The sequence below is a fragment of the Kitasatospora sp. NPDC088264 genome (genome assembly GCF_040685715.1).
Classification (GTDB): domain Bacteria; phylum Actinomycetota; class Actinomycetes; order Streptomycetales; family Streptomycetaceae; genus Kitasatospora.
Genome location: NZ_JBFBIR010000074.1, coordinates 15,728 through 33,980, shown reverse-complemented (window position 1 = coordinate 33,980; position 18,253 = coordinate 15,728). Strand labels below are relative to the sequence as shown.

At 73.7% G+C, this 18,253-nt stretch carries 12 protein-coding genes and 1 riboswitch; of the genes, 7 read left to right on the top strand and 5 right to left on the bottom strand.

Annotated features, from left to right (window positions below; all coding sequences use genetic code 11):
- Positions 1–608 (bottom strand): divalent metal cation transporter (locus tag AB0O82_RS34525; protein WP_363588325.1); only part of this gene is annotated, 608 nt, incomplete at its 3' end.
- Positions 609–935: 327 nt separating this feature from the next.
- Positions 936–1,113, bottom strand: a riboswitch (M-box (ykoK) riboswitch).
- Positions 1,114–1,335: 222 nt separating this feature from the next.
- On the opposite strand from AB0O82_RS34525, the gene AB0O82_RS34520 reads away from it, so the two are divergent.
- The gene (locus AB0O82_RS34520) at positions 1,336–2,667 is read left to right on the top strand and encodes a DUF3533 domain-containing protein (RefSeq protein ID WP_363588323.1); all 1,332 of its coding nucleotides are present in this window, start codon (positions 1,336–1,338) and stop codon (positions 2,665–2,667) included.
- Positions 2,668–2,738: 71 nt separating this feature from the next.
- Here the strand turns inward: AB0O82_RS34520 and AB0O82_RS34515 are convergent, their stop codons facing one another.
- Complete coding sequence (locus AB0O82_RS34515; RefSeq protein ID WP_363588327.1) at positions 2,739–5,006, bottom strand: FdhF/YdeP family oxidoreductase; 2,268 nt, start codon at positions 5,004–5,006, stop codon at positions 2,739–2,741.
- Positions 5,007–5,098: 92 nt separating this feature from the next.
- Complete coding sequence (locus AB0O82_RS34510) at positions 5,099–5,569, bottom strand: GreA/GreB family elongation factor (RefSeq protein WP_363588321.1); 471 nt, start codon at positions 5,567–5,569, stop codon at positions 5,099–5,101.
- A gap of 297 nt (positions 5,570–5,866) precedes the next feature.
- On the opposite strand from AB0O82_RS34510, the gene AB0O82_RS34505 reads away from it, so the two are divergent.
- From AB0O82_RS34505 to AB0O82_RS34485, 5 genes are all read left to right on the top strand, one after another.
- Positions 5,867–7,309: a glyceraldehyde-3-phosphate dehydrogenase gene (locus AB0O82_RS34505; protein WP_363588319.1), complete on the top strand. Its 1,443-nt coding sequence runs from the start codon at positions 5,867–5,869 to the stop codon at positions 7,307–7,309.
- Between the two features lie 235 nt (positions 7,310–7,544).
- Positions 7,545–8,369, top strand: coding sequence for a hypothetical protein (locus AB0O82_RS34500; RefSeq protein ID WP_363588317.1), 825 nt, complete (start codon positions 7,545–7,547; stop codon positions 8,367–8,369).
- Positions 8,370–8,691: 322 nt separating this feature from the next.
- Positions 8,692–9,720, top strand: coding sequence for a hypothetical protein (locus AB0O82_RS34495; RefSeq protein ID WP_363588315.1), 1,029 nt, complete (start codon positions 8,692–8,694; stop codon positions 9,718–9,720).
- Between the two features lie 54 nt (positions 9,721–9,774).
- Entirely contained in the window at positions 9,775–11,661 is a 1,887-nt protein-coding gene (locus AB0O82_RS34490) for an HSP90 family protein (RefSeq protein ID WP_363588313.1), read from the top strand.
- Positions 11,661–14,573, top strand: a complete 2,913-nt coding sequence (locus AB0O82_RS34485) for a hypothetical protein (protein ID WP_363588311.1) — start codon at positions 11,661–11,663, stop codon at positions 14,571–14,573. The genes AB0O82_RS34490 and AB0O82_RS34485 overlap by 1 nt, the downstream gene beginning before the upstream one ends.
- 118 nt (positions 14,574–14,691) lie before the next feature.
- On the opposite strand, the gene AB0O82_RS34480 is transcribed toward AB0O82_RS34485, so the two are convergent.
- A complete protein-coding gene (locus AB0O82_RS34480) occupies positions 14,692–15,984 on the bottom strand; it encodes a carbohydrate-binding protein (RefSeq protein ID WP_363588309.1) in 1,293 nt (430 codons plus the stop codon).
- 208 nt (positions 15,985–16,192) lie between these two features.
- The gene (locus AB0O82_RS34475) at positions 16,193–17,119 is read right to left on the bottom strand and encodes a LysR substrate-binding domain-containing protein (RefSeq protein WP_363588307.1); all 927 of its coding nucleotides are present in this window, start codon (positions 17,117–17,119) and stop codon (positions 16,193–16,195) included.
- 190 nt (positions 17,120–17,309) lie between these two features.
- On the opposite strand from AB0O82_RS34475, the gene AB0O82_RS34470 reads away from it, so the two are divergent.
- Complete coding sequence (locus AB0O82_RS34470) at positions 17,310–18,248, top strand: DMT family transporter (protein WP_363588305.1); 939 nt, start codon at positions 17,310–17,312, stop codon at positions 18,246–18,248.
- The last annotated feature ends 5 nt before the right edge of the window (positions 18,249–18,253 follow it).

Below are 18,253 nucleotides of genomic sequence, written 5' to 3'. Positions count from 1 at the left end.
AAGTAGATCGGCACCAGCAGCAGCGAGCCCACGCACAGCGTGACCGCGACGCGCTCGAAGCGCTGGAACGAGCCGGTGAACGCCGAGGCGATGATCACCACCGCCGCCAGCACCACCGCGGCGACCTTCGGCAGCCCGAGGTATCCGGCCGCCAGGGTGACACCGATGAACTCGGTGACCAGCGTCAGCGCGTTCAGCAGGAACAGGTCGATGACGCTGAACGCGCCCCAGAACTTCCCGAAGCGCTCCAGGATCAGCCGGGCGTGGCCGACACCGGTGACAGCGCCCAGGCGCAGCACCATCTCCTGGTTCACGTACAGCACCGGGACCAGCATCAGCAGCGTCCACAGCAACTGCGTGCCGTAGTTCTGCCCCGCCTGCCCGTACGTCGAGAAGGCGCCCGCGTCGTTGTCGCCGACCATCACGATCAGGCCGGGGCCCACGATGGCGAGCAGGGTCTTGAGTCTTGCGGACAGGCCGTGGCGCGGCGTGGTGTCGTCGAGCCGGATGGTGCCGAGCGCACCCTTGATGTCGCCGACGTGGGCGTCGTCCAGTACCGCTGAACGCGGGGCGGGGACCTTGGAGTTGAGCGTGGCGTTGGTGGTCATGACGATCCTCCCGTGGGCCCCGGGGCAGGCGGGGCGATCGGGGGCGCACGGCGGCGATCCCCCTGCGGACGGGCGCGGCGCATCGCCACCCGGCGGTGCGGGCCCGTTCGGGCACGGCGAAGCCGGGTGTTGAGGTGATGTACCGTCAGAAATGTTCGCAGGGAGGGTCGTTACCGCGTGCCGGGAGTGTGCGAGGACAGGCGGGGGTAGGGGCAACTGTGGCCCGGACTACTGCAATCCATGTCTCTCGCCTCCTCCCGGTCGACGCACCCCGTGGTGCGTGTGATCGACGCGGCAAGGAGTTCGCCGGCGCGCGAAGCGACCGCCGGTTCACCCCAACTCGTCAGAGCTTTGGCACTCCACGGCGTGTCCAGCCCGGTCGGGCCGGAAGCCACTTCGGATCAACCCTTAGGTCGGGAAGATCTGTCCTAACCCTGGGCGTCTCTCGACGTCGTCGGATCAGTGGCCTGTGTCCGTGAAGAAGCCTCACCGAACGAGGTGCCTTCTTCAAACCTCCAGAAGCATAGACCGCGCGGAGGCCGATACTTGCGTACTTGGTAGAACCTTTACCTTCTGTCTCCGGTCGTCCCGGCCAAGGCGCGGCGAGGGGTGGCGGGGGGCGGCGGGGCGGATCGGGTGACGTGGGGTTTTGCCGCCGGGCCGCCACGGAACGACTTCCCACCGCATCGGCAGCAGCACCAGGTTGCGCCCGAATCCGAGGGGTGGCATGGCGTCCGCAGGCTCCCAGGGTGGTCCCCGGCAGGCGCGGGCCCTCGTGCTCGCCCGCCACGCGAAGCTGTGGCTCGTCCCGAGCATCCTGTGCGGCCTGCTGGCCGTGGTGCTCTCGCTGCTCTACATGGGCGGCATCCTCAACCCGACCGGGCACCTGCACCGGCTCCCGATCGCCCTGGTGAACGCGGATCAGGGCCCGCCGCCGCCGGGCCGGGCGGAGACCCTGGGCGCGCGGCTCAGCCGGGAGATCGTCGCCGGGACGCCCGGCAGCACCGTCGACTGGCGCCAGGTCGACCAGGCCGAGGCGATGGACCAGCTCTCCACCGGGAAGGTCTACGGCGCGCTGCTCGTCCCGCAGGCGTTCACCGCCGACGTGGCGGCACTGACCACCGGCCGGGCCACCGAACGGCCCACCCTGACGGTGCTCACCAACCCCGGCCTCGGCAGCCTCGGCTCCTCGCTGGCCTCCCAGATCACCCAGTCCGCCGCCCACCAGGCCTCGCTGGCGCTCGGCAAGGAGCTGACCGCGGCCGCGCCGCCGTCCGGTTCCGCCGGCTCCGGCTCCGGCTCCGGCTCCGGCTCCGGCACGGGCACCAGCGCCACCGCGCGGCTGCTGCTCGCCGACCCGCTCGCCGTCACCACCCGGGTCGGCCACCCGATCGGCGCCCACAGCGGGCTCGGCCTGAGCGCCTTCTACTACACCCTGCTGGCCGTGCTGACCGGCTTCATCGGCGGCAACATCATCCACAACGGCGTCGACACCGCGCTCGGCTACAGCGACAGCGAGCTCGGCCCCTGGCACACCCGGCGCCCGACCGTCCCGATCACCCGCACCCAGACCCTGCTGCTGAAGATGGTCATGACGGCCGGCATCATGCTGCTCACCACCACCCTGGTGATGCTCTGCTCGGTCACCGTCCTCGGCATGGACGCCCCGCACCAGGCGCTGCTCTGGGTCTTCGCCTACTGCGCCAGCCTCGCCGTCGGCCTCGGGGTCCAGGCGATCAATGCGGCGTTCGGCGGGATCGGGCAGCTGGTGTCCATGTTCGTCTTCATCGCGCTGGCGCTGCCCTCCTCGGGGGCGACCATCCCGCTCCAGGCGGTGCCCGGCTTCTACCGCTTCCTCAGCGTCTTCGAGCCGATGCGCCAGCTCAGCGACGGCATCCGGGCGATCCTGTTCTTCGACGCCCGGGCGGACGCGGGCCTGGCCCGGGGCTGGACCATGATCGCGGTCGGCGTGCTGCTCGCCCTGGCCTTCGGCTTCGGGATGACCCGGTACTACGACCGCAAGGGCCTGCACCGCTGGACGCCGCAGCCGTCGGAGTAGGCGTTCAGGAGTGGGCGTTCAGGAGCGGGCGTTCAGGAGTGGGCGTCTGGAGTGGGCGCCGTCCTCGGTTCCTACGCCTTGGTGACGGTGACCTTGAGGTGCTTCATGATCGGCTGGTCGCTCTGGGTGCTGTGGTCGGCGATCGCGCACAGCACGTTCATCTCGGGCATGTAGCCCGCCGCGCAGCCGCGCGGGATGTCGTACGGGATCGCGAGGTAGCCGTTCAGGGTGCGGGTGCTGCCGTCCTTCGCGGTGCTGGTGATGTCGACCGGATCGAACTCGGCGATGCCGCGCTCGCGCATGTCGTCGGTGTTCAGGAAGACCAGCGTGCGCAGGTTCCGCACGCCCCGGTAGCGGTCGTTGTCGGAGTAGATCGTGGTGTTCCACTGGTCGTGGGAGCGCATGGTGCCCAGCGCCAGGGTGCCCGGGGCGGGGACGACGTCGGGCAGCGGGGCGGTGGAGAACTCGGCCCGCCCGGAGGGGGTGAGGAAGACCAGTTCGCGGGCCGGCTGCTTGATCCGGAACCCGAGGGGCAGCCGCACCCGGCGGTTGAAGTCCTCGAAGCCGTCCAGCGCCCGGGACATGGTGTCGCGGATGCGGTCGTAGTCCTCGATGTACCACTCCCACGGTGTCCCGCTGTCCGGCAGCGCCGCGCGGGCCATCCCGGCGACGATGGCGGGCTCGGACAGCAGGTGCGGGGAGGCCGGGCGCTTCATGCCGACGGACAGGTGCACCATGCTCATCGAGTCCTCGACCGAGGTGCTCTGCACCCCGCCGCGCTGGTGGTCCTTCTCGGTGCGGCCCAGGCACGGCAGGATCAGCGCCCGGCGGCCGTGCACCAGGTGGCTGCGGTTCAGCTTGGTGCTCACCTGGACGGTCAACTCGCAGCCGCGCAGCGCCTCGTGGGTGTAGGGCGTGTCGGGAGCGGCGAGCGCGAAGTTGCCGCCCATGGCGACGAAGACCGTCACCTCGCCGCGCCGCATCGCCTCGATGGCGGAGACGGTGTCCAGGCCGTGCGCGCGCGGCGGGTCGATCCCGCAGGCCTCGGCGAGGCGGTCCAGGAACTCGGGTGAGGGGCGGTGGTCGATGCCGCAGGTGCGGTTGCCCTGGACGTTGCTGTGCCCGCGCACCGGCGACGGGCCGGCGCCCTCGCGGCCCAGGTTGCCGCGCAGCAGCAGGAGGTTGACGATCTCCCGCACGGTGTCCACGCCGTGCTCGTGCTGGGTGACGCCCAGGCACCAGCTGACGATGGAGCGGTCGGCGTCGCGGTAGACCCGGGCGGCCTTGAGGACCTCGGCCCGGTCGAGCCCGCTCTGCCGCTCGATCTCCTCCCAGGGGGTGGCCCCGCACAGCGCGCGGTAGGCCTCGAACCCGGTGGTGTGGCGCTCGATGAACTGCCGGTCCAGGGCCCGGGGGTCGGCCGTGGCCTGCTCCAGGATCGCCTTGGCCATGCCGCGCACCAGTGCCATGTCGCCGCCGATGCGCGGCTGGAGGTTCAGGGTGCTGGTCTTCGTGGACTTGAACAGCGCCATGTCCACGAAGTCGTGCGGGACGATGGTGCGGGTGGCGGCCGCCTCGATCAGCGGGTTGATGTGCACGATCTGCGCGCCGCGACGGTGCGCGTCGGCGAGGGCGGTGAGCATCCGGGGCGCGTTGGAGGCGGCGTTGACGCCCATGATGAACAGCGCGTCGGTGACCTCCCAGTCCTTGAGGTCGACCGTGCCCTTCCCGGTGCCCAGCGAGGCCTGGAGGGCGCGTCCGCTGGCCTCGTGGCACATGTTGGAGCAGTCCGGCAGGTTGTTGGTGCCCAGTTCGCGGGCCATCAGCTGGTAGAGGAAGGTGGCCTCGTTGCCGAGCCGGCCGGAGGTGTAGAAGGCGGCCCGGTTCGGGTCGTCCAGCTCGCGCAGGGTGCGGCCGACCAGCTCGAAGGCGTCCTTCCAGCTGATCGGGACGTAGTGGTCCGAGGCGGCGTCGTACACCATCGGCTCGGTGAGGCGGCCCTGGTCCTCCAGCGCGAAGTCGCTCCACCCGGACAGCTCGGTCACCGAGTGGGCGGCGAAGAACTCGCGGCCGACCCGCTTGCGGGTCATCTCCCAGGTGACGTGCTTGATGCCGTTCTCGCAGATGTCCAGGTGCAGGCCCTTGGTGTCGTCCGGCCAGGCGCACCCGGGGCAGTCGAACCCGGTGTTCTCGTGGTTCATCCGCATGATCGCCCGGGGCCCGTCCACGTACGCGCCCTCCTTCACCAGGAAGCGCGTCACGCTCTTCGCGGCACCCCAGCCGGCGGCCGGGTGGTGGTACGGCGCGAACTGCGGCGGCCCGACGGGGTCGGGGCCCACGGCCGGCTCGTCCCGGGCGGGGCGGTTCCGGGCGGCGTGGTTCTGCGCGGGGTCCTGCGCGGAGTCGTCCCGCGCGCGGCCGTCGGGGGAGTTCACGAAGCCCTCCGTCCGCCGACCGACAGCACGACCGCGCTCGCCGCGCCGTTCGGCGCCTCGTAGTTCACGGTCTCCCCGGCATGCCGCCCGAGCAGCGCCCGCCCGAGCGGGCTGTCTGCGGTCACCAGGGTCTCCTCCCGCACCTCGGCGAGCTCCGCCACCTCGACGGTCTCCTCCACCCCGTCCGCGAACCGCACGGTGACGGTGGAGCCCACCCCCACCACCTCCGTGGACGGCGGCCCGGCGGCGGCCCCCTCGCGGACCCGGGCCTCCAGCTCGGCGATCCGCTCGTCCAGCCGGGCGACGTCGTCGGCCCGCTGCAACTCGTCCGCCGCGTCCGCCCGGTCGCCGACGTCCTCCCCGCGCAGCGTCCCCACCACTTTCGCCCGCTCGCCGCGCAGCTCGGCCAACTCCTCCTGCACGGCGCGCAGGGCCTCGGCACTGATGGGCTCGGGACCGTCTGTCATGGCTGCTCCCGGGTCGTTCGCGGAACGCTCAAGCACGGGTCGCTTCCATTACCCCACCACCCCGCACCCCCGGCAAATCCGCCGTGGGCGAGGCTCCCGCGACCGGCCCCGGGGGTGGCGGTGATCACCTTCGCGGTGGGCGGGCGTCGGGGCGGTGGGCCCCGGTCGGGACGAAGCCGCAGGTCCGGGCGGTGCGGGCGGGGCGCGGCCGGGCAGGCGGGGGGAGGGACCGGCCGAAGGGGTGGGGGCGGGCGAAGCTACCATGTGCGCAACACCCTCAGCTCGAAAGATGGACTTGTGACTGTCAACGACGACGTGTTCACGGACTGGAAGAACCGCGAGGAGATCGCGGAGTCGATGATCCCGATCATCGGGCGACTGCACCGCGAGCGGGACGTGACCGTCCTGCTGCACAGCAGGTCCCTGGTGAACAAGTCGGTGGTCAGCATCCTGAAGACGCACCGCTTCGCCCGCCAGATAGCCGGCGAGGAGCTCTCGGTCACCGAGACGATGCCCTTCCTGAGTGCGCTGACCACCCTGGACCTCGGCCCCTCGCAGATCGACATCGGCATGCTCGCCGCGACCTACCGGGCCGACGACCACGGCCTGTCGGTCGAGGAGTTCACCGCCCGGGCCGTCTCCGGCGCCACCGGCGAGAACAAGCTGGAGCGCCGCGACGCCCGCGACGTCGTCCTCTACGGCTTCGGCCGGATCGGCCGCCTGGTCGCCCGCCTGCTGATCGAGAAGGCCTCCGGCAACGGCCTGCGCCTGAAGGCCATCGTCGTGCGCGACAGCGGCGGCGACGACCTGGTCAAGCGCGCCTCGCTGCTGCGCCGGGACTCCATCCACGGCCAGTTCCAGGGCACGATCACCGTCGACGAGGCGAACAACAAGATCATCGCCAACGGCAACGAGATCACCGTGATCTACTCCGACGACCCGACCAAGGTCGACTACACGGAGTACGGGATCAAGGACGCCATCCTGATCGACAACACCGGCCGCTGGCGCGACCGGGAGGGCCTGTCCAAGCACCTGCGCCCCGGCATCGCCAAGGTCGTGCTGACCGCGCCGGGCAAGGGCGACGTCCCGAACATCGTCCACGGCGTCAACCACGACACGATCAAGCCCGACGAGCAGATCCTGTCCTGCGCCTCCTGCACCACCAACGCCATCGTCCCGCCGCTGAAGGCGATGGACGACGAGTACGGCGTGCTGCGCGGGCACGTGGAGACCGTCCACTCGTTCACCAATGACCAGAACCTGCTGGACAACTACCACAAGGCCGACCGTCGCGGCCGCTCGGCACCGCTCAACATGGTGATCACCGAGACCGGCGCCGCCTCGGCCGTCGCCAAGGCCCTCCCGGACCTCCAGGCGAAGATCACCGGCAGCTCGATCCGCGTCCCCGTGCCGGACGTCTCGATCGCCATCCTCAACCTGCAGCTGGCCCGCGAGACCAACCGCGAGGAGGTCCTCGACTACCTGCGCGACGTCTCGCTGACCTCGCCGCTGAAGCGCCAGATCGACTACACCGACTCCCCGGACGCGGTCTCCAGCGACTTCATCGGCTCGCGCCACGCCTCGATCGTCGACGCCGGCGCCACCAAGGTCGAGGGCGACAACGCGATCCTCTACCTGTGGTACGACAACGAGTTCGGCTACTCCTGCCAGGTCATCCGGGTCGTCCAGTACGTCTCGGGCGTCGAGTTCCCGACCTACCCGGCCCCGGCGGTCTGATCCTCAGGTAGTTCAGGTAGTTCAGGTAGTTCAGGTAGTTCAGGTAGTTCCGGCAGTCCCGGCGGCGGGGCGGTGACCAGTACGGTCACCGCCCCGCCGCCGTTCACGCCCCCGCTCCGTCCTTGATCGGCTCGGGTGCACCCGGACGCGGGTGGGCCGGGGGCGGCGGCTATCTTGATGGGTCACGGACATCCGGAGGGAGCGGGCGATGGGGATGGGGATGGCTGGTCGGAGGGTGGCTGCCGCAGTGGCGGCCGGGGCGTTGATGGGGGTGCTGGCCGGGTGCTCGTCGGGTTCTACGGGGAGTTCCCCGGCGGGCTCGGACGCGGCCAAGGGCGCGGCGGGGGCGGCGAGCGCGGTGGCGAGCGCGACGGGTCCGGCGGGCGGTGAGAGCGGTGCAGGGGCTTCGGTCCCGGCGTCGGCGTCCGCGTCTGCTGCCGCGACGGGGGCGGGTGCGGCCTCGGGTGCGGCCTCGGCGCCGACGACCGGAGGCGGCGGCGCCGGGGCCTCCGCTCCGCCGGCCGGTGCGGCGACGCCCGGGGCGGACCTGGAGGCGGTGCTGCTGGACGACAAGCTCGTCGGGCAGGTGCTGCCGGACGCGAAGGCGATGGCGGGCTGGGAGGAGGAGAAGCGCAAGGTCGACACCATCGACCACGCCACCACCTGCACCGCGTCGGTGCCGTGCACCGGCAAGCCGCTCAGCGGCTCCGTCCGGTTCTCCTCGGGGGATCTGGTCGCCCGCTTCATCGTCGAGACGCTGCCGACCCGCGACGCCGCCAAGGGCAAGCTCAAGGAGTCCTACGCCTCCTACGGAGCCGGGCCGTTCCGCAAGGTCGACTCCCCGGTGCTGGGCAGCGAGAGCCAGGTCTTCCAGGGCCAGCTGGGCGAGGGTGAGGGCATCGGCATCGTGCTGCGCTCGGGCACCGTCGTCGCCAGCGTGACCACCGAGGGCGGGCCGGCCGACGTGGCTGCCGCCCGGCGGTTCGGGGCGATGCTGGTCAAGCGGATCGAGCAGGCCCAGGCGGGCAGGACCCCGGACGCCGGGCTCGGACTGGCCTGACGGCCGCCGCGTACGCGAAGCGAAGCCCCGGGCCGAGGAGGCGCCGGGGCCGTTTGCGCTCGGCGCCGGACCGGACGGCGTCGGACCGGACGGCGCCGCCGCCCTCGACGTGCCCTCACCCCGTTCGACGTGCCCTCACCCCGGCCGTCGGCCCCGGCCGTTCGCCCCGGTCGGCGGGCCGTGGGGCGGTCCCCGCGCGGGCCGGACCGGGACCGCCCCTGGGCTGGGGAAACGGATGTCGGTCGGCCGTGATATCTACTCATCTGGGGTGGCCGTCGTGCGGCCATGCGAAAGATGCCGATGATGTTCGAGGGGGCCACACATGCCGCTGTTCCGACGCCGCTCCGGCGAGGAGGCCGCGCAGAGCGGGGCGGGCTGGCGCGGGAGGGTGCGACGGGCCGTCGGGTCCGCGCCCGTGGCGGCCGTTGCGGCGCCGCGGCTGGATCCGGCGCTCGGGGACGAGTCGCTGCGCCTGATGCTCGGCCAGGCCGCCGCCGGTGACTGGGCGGCCCTGGGCCCCGCGCTGGCCGCCGTCGGGGACGGCGCCGATCTGACCGGGCGGGTCGGTGCGATCGCCGAGGTGCCCCGGGTCGAGGAGTGGACGGCCCGGGCCCTCGCCGACCGGCCCGAGGACACGTCGGCGCTGCTGCTGTCCGGTGCCCGGCACGTCACCTGGGCCTGGGAGGCCCGGACGGGTGCCCGGGCGAAGCACGTGTCCGAGAAGCAGTGGAAGGTGTTCCACGAGCGGCTGGACGTCGCCGAGGAGCAGCTGCTGGAGGTCGCCGAGCGCGAGCCTTCCTGGCTCGCCCCCTGGTACTTCCTGCAGATCAGCGCCCGCGGCGCCTCGCTCCCGGCGGAGGTCGCGACCTGCCGCTTCGAGGCCGCCGTGCGCCGTGCTCCCGGGCATCCGGCCTCGCACCGCCAGCGCCTCCAGCAGCTGTGCGCCAAGTGGGGCGGCTCGCACGAGGAGATGCACGCCTTCGCCCGGTCCTCGATGCTCGCGGCGCCGGAGGGCAGCCAGCTCGGCGAGCTGGTCGTGCTGGCGCACCTGGAGCGCTGGCTGGACCTCCCGGACGGTGAGGACCGCGCCTACCTGGCCAGTGCGGAGGTGGTGGCCGACTTGCAGGAGGCGGCCTTCCGCTCCGTGCTGCACCCGGACTTCACGCCGGTCCGCGGCTGGCAGGGTTCCTTCAACGCCTTCGCGATGGCCTTCTCGCTGGCCGGCCAGCGCAAGACCGCGCGCCTGCTGTTCGAGGCCTTGGACGGCGCCGTCACCGAGTCGCCCTGGCACTTCCTGTCCGGTGATCCGCTCAAGGCGTTCGCCTCCCACCGGGACCGCTGCGCGTACTGACGCCCCGGCCCCCCAGAACCTCCGTCACCCGCCCCGCGATCGAAAGAGCCCCCGGTGTCCCCATCCGAGAACCCGACGCCCGACAACGCGGCGAGCGCGCACACCTTCCAGGTGGACCTGCGCGGCCTGGTGGACCTGCTCTCCCACCACCTCTACTCCAGCCCGCGGGTGTACCTGCGCGAGCTGCTGCAGAACGCGGTGGACGCGATCTCCGCCCGCCGCGCCCTCGATCCGCAGGCGCCGGCCCGGATCGTCGTGCGCGCCGACGACGAGCTGAGCGTCACCGACACCGGCGTCGGCCTGACCGAGGCGGACGTCCACACCTTCCTCGCCACCATCGGCCGCAGTTCGAAGCGCGACGCCGACGGCCGGCTGGACGGCGCCGGGCTGGCCCAGGCCCGCGGCGACTTCATCGGCCAGTTCGGCATCGGCCTGCTGGCCTGCTTCGTGGTCGCCGACGAGATCACCGTGGTGACCCGCTCCGCCGCCACCCCGGACGCGCCGGTGATCGAGTGGCGCGGCGGCTCCGACGGCCGCTACACGATCCGCACCCTGCCCGCCGCGGCCAAGCCGGAGCCGGGCACCACCGTGACGCTGGTCCCCCGCGCCGACGCCGCCGAGTGGACGCGGTCGGGCCGTGTCCTCGCGCTGGCCCGGGACTTCGGCAGCCTGCTGCGCCACGACGTCACGGTGGTGGACGCGAACGGCACCGAGCACCGGGTGAACCGCACCCCGCCGTGGGCCGAGCGGCACGGCTCGCCGCTGGCCCGGCGCGACGCGCTGACCGAGTACTGCCGCGCAGCCTTCGACTTCACCCCGCTCGACACCATCGACCTGGACCTGCCGCTGGTCGGCCTGCGCGGCGTCGCCTACGTGCTGCCGGACGCGGCCCCGCCGTCCCGCCGTTCGGGCCACCGGGTGCACCTCAAGGGCATGCTGCTGTCCGACCAGGCCGCCGAACTGCTGCCGGACTGGGCGTTCTTCGTCCGCTGCGTGGTGGACACCGACGGCCTGCGCCCGACCGCCTCCCGCGAGGGCCTGTACGCGGACGAGACGCTGGCCGCCGTCCGCGACGCGCTGGGCGTCCGGATCCGCGACTGGCTGACCGGCCTGTCCGCGAGCGATCCGGCGCTGCTGCACCGCTTCCTGTCCGTGCACCACCTGGCCGTCAAGGAACTCGCCCGTTACGACGACGAGTTGCTGCGGATGATGCTGCCGTGGCTGCCGTTCGAGACCACCGACGGCAACGTCACCCTGGACGAGTTCACCCGCAGCCACCCGGTGGTGCTGGTGACCCGCACGGTCGAGGAGTTCCGCCAGGTCGCCCCGATCGCCGGCGCCGCCGGCCTCGGCGTGGTCAACGGCGGCTACACCTACGACCGCGACCTGGTGCACCGGCTGCCCGAGATCCGTCCCGGCGTCTCGGTCTCCGACCTCGACCCGGGCACCGTCACCGCGCACCTGGACACCGTCGACCCGGCCGCCGAGCTCGCCGCGAACGCCTTCCTCGCCGTCGCCCGCGAGGTGGTCGGCCGCTTCGACTGCGACGTCGCCCTGCGCAGCTTCCACCCGACCAACGCGCCCGCGCTGCTGCTGGACAACCGGGAGGCCCGGCACGAGCGCAGCCGCGCCCAGCTCGCCGAGGAGGCCGACGGCCTGTGGGCGGACATCCTGGGCTCGCTGCGCGCCGAGGCGCCCCGCGCCCAACTGGTGCTCAACCACCTCAACCCGCTGGTGCGCCGCGCCGCGACGGTCACCAACCGCGAGCTGGCCGTCACCGCCGTCGAGGCGCTGTACGGGCAGGCCGTGCTGATGACCCGCCGCCCGCTCAAGGCCAGTGAGAGCGCCCTGCTCAACCGCTCGTTCATCAGCCTGCTCGACCACGCCATGCTCGGCCACGAGTCGGCCGGCCCGGACCGCACCGACCCGAAGGAGGCCTGATGCTGGACACCCCCGACGCGGTGATGGCCGCGCTGCGCGAGAACGACGCCCGCCCGTACGGCCGCCAGCGGACCGTCGCGGCCGAGGAACTCGTCGACGCCGCCGAGCAGTTCGACGACACCGGGGCGCGCTCGATGGCCCTGCTGGAGCTGATGGAGGCGTACGAGTACGACGGCGAGCGCAGCAAGAGCCCGGTCGTCTTCGCCCGCCTCCTCAAGCTGTGGGACGCCGACCCGGACGGCTTCGGCGAGTGGGCCCGCCAGCAGGTGTTCTGGCGCTTCAAGTGGGTGGCCGGCGCGCTCCTGGGCAACCCGGACGTGCCGCTGCCGGCCCTGCGGCGCTGGCACACCGAACTGCGCGACCGCTACCGGGCGGCCGGCTTCGACCTCCAGCCGTACTACGCCCAGCGCTACCACCTGGCCGCGCAGACCGGCACCGGCCGCCAGGACGCCTACGAGCTGTGGACGGCCCGCCCGCGCTCCGAGCTGAGCGACTGCCACGCCTGCGAGACCCGGGCGCGCGCCGAGCACTTCGCGGACGCGGGCGACGACGCCCGGGCGCTGGAGGTCCTGCAGCCGGTCCTCGACGGCCGGAGCAGCTGCGAGCAGGAGCCCGCCCTCAGCCAGGCCGCGGCCCTGCTCCCGCTGCTGCGCCGGGGCCGTCTGGACGAGGCCCGCTCCAGCCACCTGACCGGCTACCGCGCCGCGCGCGGCAAGGCCTCGATGGCGCACGCCGTCGGCCGCCATGTCGAGTTCTGCGCGCTGTCCGGCAACGAGCCGCGCGGCCTGGAACTGCTCGCCGAGAACCGCGACCTGTTCGCGGTGGCCGGCGAGCCGTCCGGGCTGCTGTCCTTCCTCACCGGCGTCGAGGTGCTGCTCGCCGTCCTGGCCCGGGGCGGCCACGGCGGGCTCGCCGTCAGCGGCCCGCCCGGCACCTCCTGGACGGCGGACACCCTGCTCGCCCACGTGCGCGCCGAGGCCGACGCGCTCGCCGCCCGCTTCGACGCCCGCAACGGCACCGACGCGGTCGGCGCCGACCGGCGCGCCCGGCTGGCCCGCGAGCCGCTGCTGGCCGAGCCGCTGGCCCTCGGCGTGCGCGCCGCCGCCGCGCCCGAGCTGGCCGCCGCCCCGGCGCTCGCGCCCGCACCGCGTCGGGCCGTCGAGCCGGCGCCGGAGGACTTCACCGCCCTGGTGGTCCGGGCCCGCGAGCTGGAGCTCGTCGGGCACCCGGACGCCGACCGGCTCTGGCGGCGGATCGCCGAACGCGCCGCCGCCGACGGCTTCGCCCACCCCGAGGGCACCGCGGTCGGCAGCCCCGGGCGGCTGCGCGCCGAACTCGCCGAGCAGCGGGCCCACCAGGCGCTGGAGCGGGACGAGCACGCCGACGGCCGGGCCGGGCTGCTGGCCGCCGCCGACCTGTTCGAGCAGGCCGGGCTGCCCGGTCAGGCCCTGATGGTCCGGGCCCGCGCGCTGATCGTGGAACTCGGCGAAGTCGAGGGCACGGTGGCCGACTGGCCGGCGCTCGACGAGGTGCTGCGCCGGGCCGAGGAGCTGCGGTCCGCCGGCGCGATGGCCGACGACGACCACCTGATCGTGTGGCAGGTCCGCGCCTACGCCGCCCACCACGACCTGGTCGAGGCGCTGCCCGAGCCGCCCGCCGAGGCCGTCGAGCGCTTCGAGGCGGCGGCCGGCGGCTACCACCGCACCGCCGTGGAGCTGGGCTCCGCCCGCCGCGCCGCCACCTCCCGCCAGTACCTGGCCGACGCGGCCGCCCGGCAGGGCCGGCTGGCCGAGGCCACCACCGAACTGCGCGAGGTGCTCGGCGAGTTGGACGCGGCCGAACTGCCCTGGCACACCCCGCGGGTGCTCGGCCTGCTGGGCCAGGTGCTGCTGCAGGGCGGCGAGTCCGCCGAGGCCGTCGAGGTGTTCCACCGGGCGCTCGCCGAGGCCGCCCGCTGGGGCGACGACTCCTACCCGTACGCGCCCACCTACCTGATGCTCGGCCACGCGGCCATGGGGGCCGGCGACCGCGGCGGCGCGGTCCGGGCGCTCACCGAGGCGGCCGCGCGCTTCGACCGCAAGGGCCGGGAGGCGGCCGAGGACGCCGCCCGGGCCCGCCTCCAGCTGGCCGACGTGCTGCGCGCCGCCGACCGCACGGCCGACGCCGTCGCGGTGCTGGAGTCGGTGCTGCTGGACGCCGCCGCGCCGGAGCTGGACGTGCGGATGCTCGCGCAGGCCCGGCTGGACCTCGCCCGGGGCCTCACCGAACTGGACGAGCACCGGGACGCCGCCGAGGAGTACCTGCGGCTGGCCGACGCCGTCGCCGGCTGGGAGGAGCAGGACACCCACACCATGGTCGCCTGCGAGGCCGCGCTGGCGCTGGCCCGGGCGGACCGCTGGGAGGCCGCGAAGGCCGCCCTCGACCGCGCCCTCGCGGCCCACGCCCAGGCCCCCCAGGTGGACCAACTGGCCGCGACACTACGCGAGTTCGCCCGGCTGACGATGCACGCCGAGGGCCCGGAGGGGCTGGCGTCGGCGCTGGCCCGGCTGGCCGAGGCGGACGCCGCCGGGGAGCACGCCGGGCAGGCCGGTCAGGAGTACAACCCCTGGTACCTGCGCGGCGGTTCGCACTACGAGCGGGCGCGCTGCCTGGCCATGGCCGAGCGCCACGAGGAGGCGCTGGCCGAGGTCGAGCGGGCGATCGCGGTCTACGAGGGCGGCGACGAGCGGGCCGGGACGTCCCGGGCCGAGGCCGTCCGGCTGGCCGCGCTGATCGAGGGCGCCGACCTCGGCCGTACCGGGGCGGCCGTCGCCCGGCTGACCGCGGGCATCGCCCGCTGCGAGGCCGCCGGCCTCCCGGAGGCGGCGCAGGTGCTGGCCGACCTGCGGGAGCGGTTCGCGGCCGCGAACTGACCGCGGCCGCGAACTGACCGCGGCCGCGAACTGACCGCGGCCGCGAACTGGCCTGCCCGGGGCCCGGGGTGCGCAGATCCCCGGGCCCGGGCGTCGCCCGTCAGCCCGTCGGCCCGTGTCAGCAGGGACCGTCGTCGCCCCAGACGCCCCACTGGCCGCTGGCGCTCGGCACCTCGTTCAGCGTCCACCACTTGGCGTGGTACTTGTGGCCGCCGTACGAGACCTTGCTGCCGCTGGTGTACGTGGTGCTCGCGCTCCACGCCGGGTCGGTGCAGGCCCCGGGGGTGGTCGGGGGAGTCGTCGGCGGCGTGGTGGGCGGGGTGGTCGGCGGGGTGGTCGGCGGCGTGGTGGGGGGCGTCGCCCCGGCGAACTTCACGGTGTACTTGGTGAAGTCCCAGTCGTTCTGCGCCACGCTGGAGCAGGAGCCGGACAGCCCCGGGTCCACCGGGCCCGTGCACTGACGGTCCCGGTTGACCGACCAGTAGGTGTACCGGGCCAGGTTGTGCGCGGTGGCGAAGTCCAGCACGGCCTGGAAGTCCGCCTGCCGGAAGTACTCGGCGGCGTCGGTGCGGCCGTTCATCATCGACACGCCCTCGTGGGCGTAGGCCGTCGCCTCGGACCAGCCGAAGGTGGTCTGGAGGATCTGGTTGAACTTCACCAGCGCGTCGGTCTGCGCGGCGGCGCCGTTGAACCCGCCGTCGAACGGCATGATCGAGTAGTTGTTCGGCGTGAAGCCCTGCGACTTGGCCTCGTTCAGCATCTGTGTGCCGAACCAGCCCGTCCCCGCGTTGGTCCCGGCGGTGGTGATCGAGATGTAGAGGCCGGGGTTGTTCTGCTGGAGGATCCGGGCGGCGCCGATCTCGTTGTGGATCGCCGCGGTGTTCTCGTACTCCGGCTCCTCCAGGTCGAAGTCGATCGCCTTCAACTGGTACTTGGTGATCACCTTCTGGTACCCGGCGGCGGTCGCCTCCGGCGTGCCGCAGACCTGGCCGAGCTTGGTGCCGCCGTACCCGCCGACCGACACCGAGACGTCCCCGCCCTTGCCGCGGATGGTCTGGATGACGCCGGGCATGGTGGTGTCGGTGTCGATCGAGGAGGTGCCGCCCCAGGCCGGCGAACAACTGGTGCCCTGGGCCAGGATGAACGCCAGCTGGAAGGCCTTCTGTCCGGTGGCGTCCATCACCGCCGCGGCGTCCGGCGGGCTGTTGTCCTCGGGCATCAGATAGGGCGCCGAGGCGTACCAGTTGCTGCCGAGGCCGGTCGTGGTGTCGGCGGCGGCGGAGCCGGTGTTCGCGAGCGCGGCGACGCCGCCGGCGACCAGGCCGAGCACCCCGGCCACGGCGGCGGCGACCCGGCGCGGGCGGCGGCGCGGGTTCCGGGGGGCGGGGCGTGGGGGAAGTGCGCGTTCCATCGAGGGCCTTTCCAGGCGGGACGGCAGTGGGGGAGGGGCTGCTCACGCCGGAGGTGGGGGTGGCGCGCAGACCGAACGGGCCTCCGGCAGGGGGTAGTTGCCGAAGGCTGTCACTGGTATAGACCTGTCGAGGAAGGGCGGTCAACCCCGAAATGGTCAAGCCGGGGTCCGGCGCCGGCGGTGGGCCGGGCGCCGGACGGGCTCCCCGTCAGGCGCGCGCCGCCACGCGGACCCCGGCCCCCGCCCCCTGTGCGACCCCCGCCCCCTGCGCGGCGCCCACCGCCGCCAGCAGCCCGCCGACCGCCGGCGACCACGGCCGGCTGGTCGGCCCGGTGAGCGTGAGCGTGCGGTGGACGGCCGGCCGGATCGGGACGAGCACGCAGTCGGCCGGGAGCATGGTCAGCGCCAGCGCGGGCATCACCGAGACCCCGACGCCCGCGTGCACCATGCCGATGAGCGTGTTGAGGTCGCGGATGCGGTGCCGGGGGGTGAAGCGGGTGCCGGCCCGGCGGAAGGCCTCGCGGATGTGGCGTTCGCAGCCGCCCTCGGAGAGCAGGAAGTCGTCGTCCTCCAGGTCGGCGACATGGATGGTCTCCTGCCCGGCGAGGGGGTGGTCGCGGCGCAGCAGCGCGTGCATGGAGTCGGCCCCGAGCGCGACCGCCCCTGGCGGGAGCGGCCCGGGGTCGACCAGGACGGCGGCGTCGACGGTGCCCGCCTCCAGCCAGGTGGCGAGCTCGTCGTCCTCGCCCTCGAAGACCCGGACGGTGACCTGCGGGTAGGCGGCCTTCCAGTCCCGGAGCAGCCCGGGCAGCAGCGCCTGGCAGACGGTGGTCGGCGCGGCGAGCCGTACGGTCCCGACGGGGCCGCCGGAGTGCCGGGTGGCGATGGCGCGCACGGCGGCTGCGGAGGCGACGGCGGTGCGGGCGTGGGGGAGGACCTGCTCGCCCAGGGGAGTGGGCCGGGCCGGGGTGCCGCGCAGCAGGACGGGCGCGCCGAGGGTCCGCTCCAGCGCGGCGACGGCGTGCGAGACGGCGGACTGGCTGATGCCCAGTTCGTCGGCGGCCGCGCCGAACCCACCGGTGTCGGCGACCGCGACCAGTGCCCTCAGCTGGGCCAGGTTGACCTCCGAGGCCATGAGACTTCCTCATCCATCCGGCACTGCCACTTGTTGGACTCATGCTCTGCCACCGGGCCACCCTCTGTCCAGACGGGACCCGAGGCGGGACCCGAGGCGGGACCCGAGGCGGGACCCGAGACTGGACCCTGGGCGGGACCGGGACGGAACCCGACACGGAACCAACGGGACGAAGGTGGAGGTGATCCGGGTGCGGCGCTGGTTGCCGGGCTTCGTGGCGCTGTCGGCGATCTGGGGCGCGAGCTTCGCGCTGATCAAGGTGGCGGTGGAGGCGGGGGTGCCGCCGCTGTGGGTGGCGCTGTGGCGCTGCGCCCTCGGGGCGGTCACGCTGTGGGCGATCCTCGTGCTGCGCCGCGAGCGCGTCCCCCGCGACCGCGCGCTCTGGGGGCACTCCGCCGTGGTCGCGGTGCTCCTCAACACCGTGCCGTTCACGCTGTTCTCGTTCGGCGAGACCCGGGTCAGCTCCGTCCTCGCCGGGGTGATGAACGCGACCACCCCGCTGTTCACCCTGCTGTTCGCCGTCCTCATCGTCGCCGAGGAGCGCCGCCCCGGCGCCCGTCGGCTCTCCGGACTCGCCCTCGGCTTCGTCGGCGTGCTCACCGTGCTCGGGGTCTGGCGCGGCATCGGCTCCGGCGAGGCCGCCGGCGGCCTCGCCTGCCTGGCCGCGGCCTGCTGCTACGGCGCGGGCTTCACCTACCTGCGCCGCTTCCTCTCCGGCCGGCCGGAGTCGGTGGTCACCCTCTCAGCCGTCCAGATCGCCTGCGCCACCGCCGAGCTGGCCGCCGTCGCGCCGTTCGCCGCGGGCGCCCCGCACTGGCCGGGGGCGGGCGCGGCCGGAGCCCTGCTGGTGCTGGGTGCGGTCGGCACCGGCCTCGCGTACCTGCTCAACCTCGGGCTGGTCCGCACGGCCGGCACCGCGGTGGCCTCCGCCGTCACCTACGTCATGCCGCTGTGGTCCACGGCCCTCGGCGCGGCCTTCCTCGCCGAGCCCGTCGGCTGGAACGCCCTGGCCGGCGGCGTCCTGGTGATCGCCGCCGTCGCCCTGACCCGCCCCCGGCCCGCACTCCGCCCGGCCAGCTCCGCCGTCTCCACGCCTGACGCCCCGAGGCCTGGTCAGAGGGTTCGTTAGAGTGA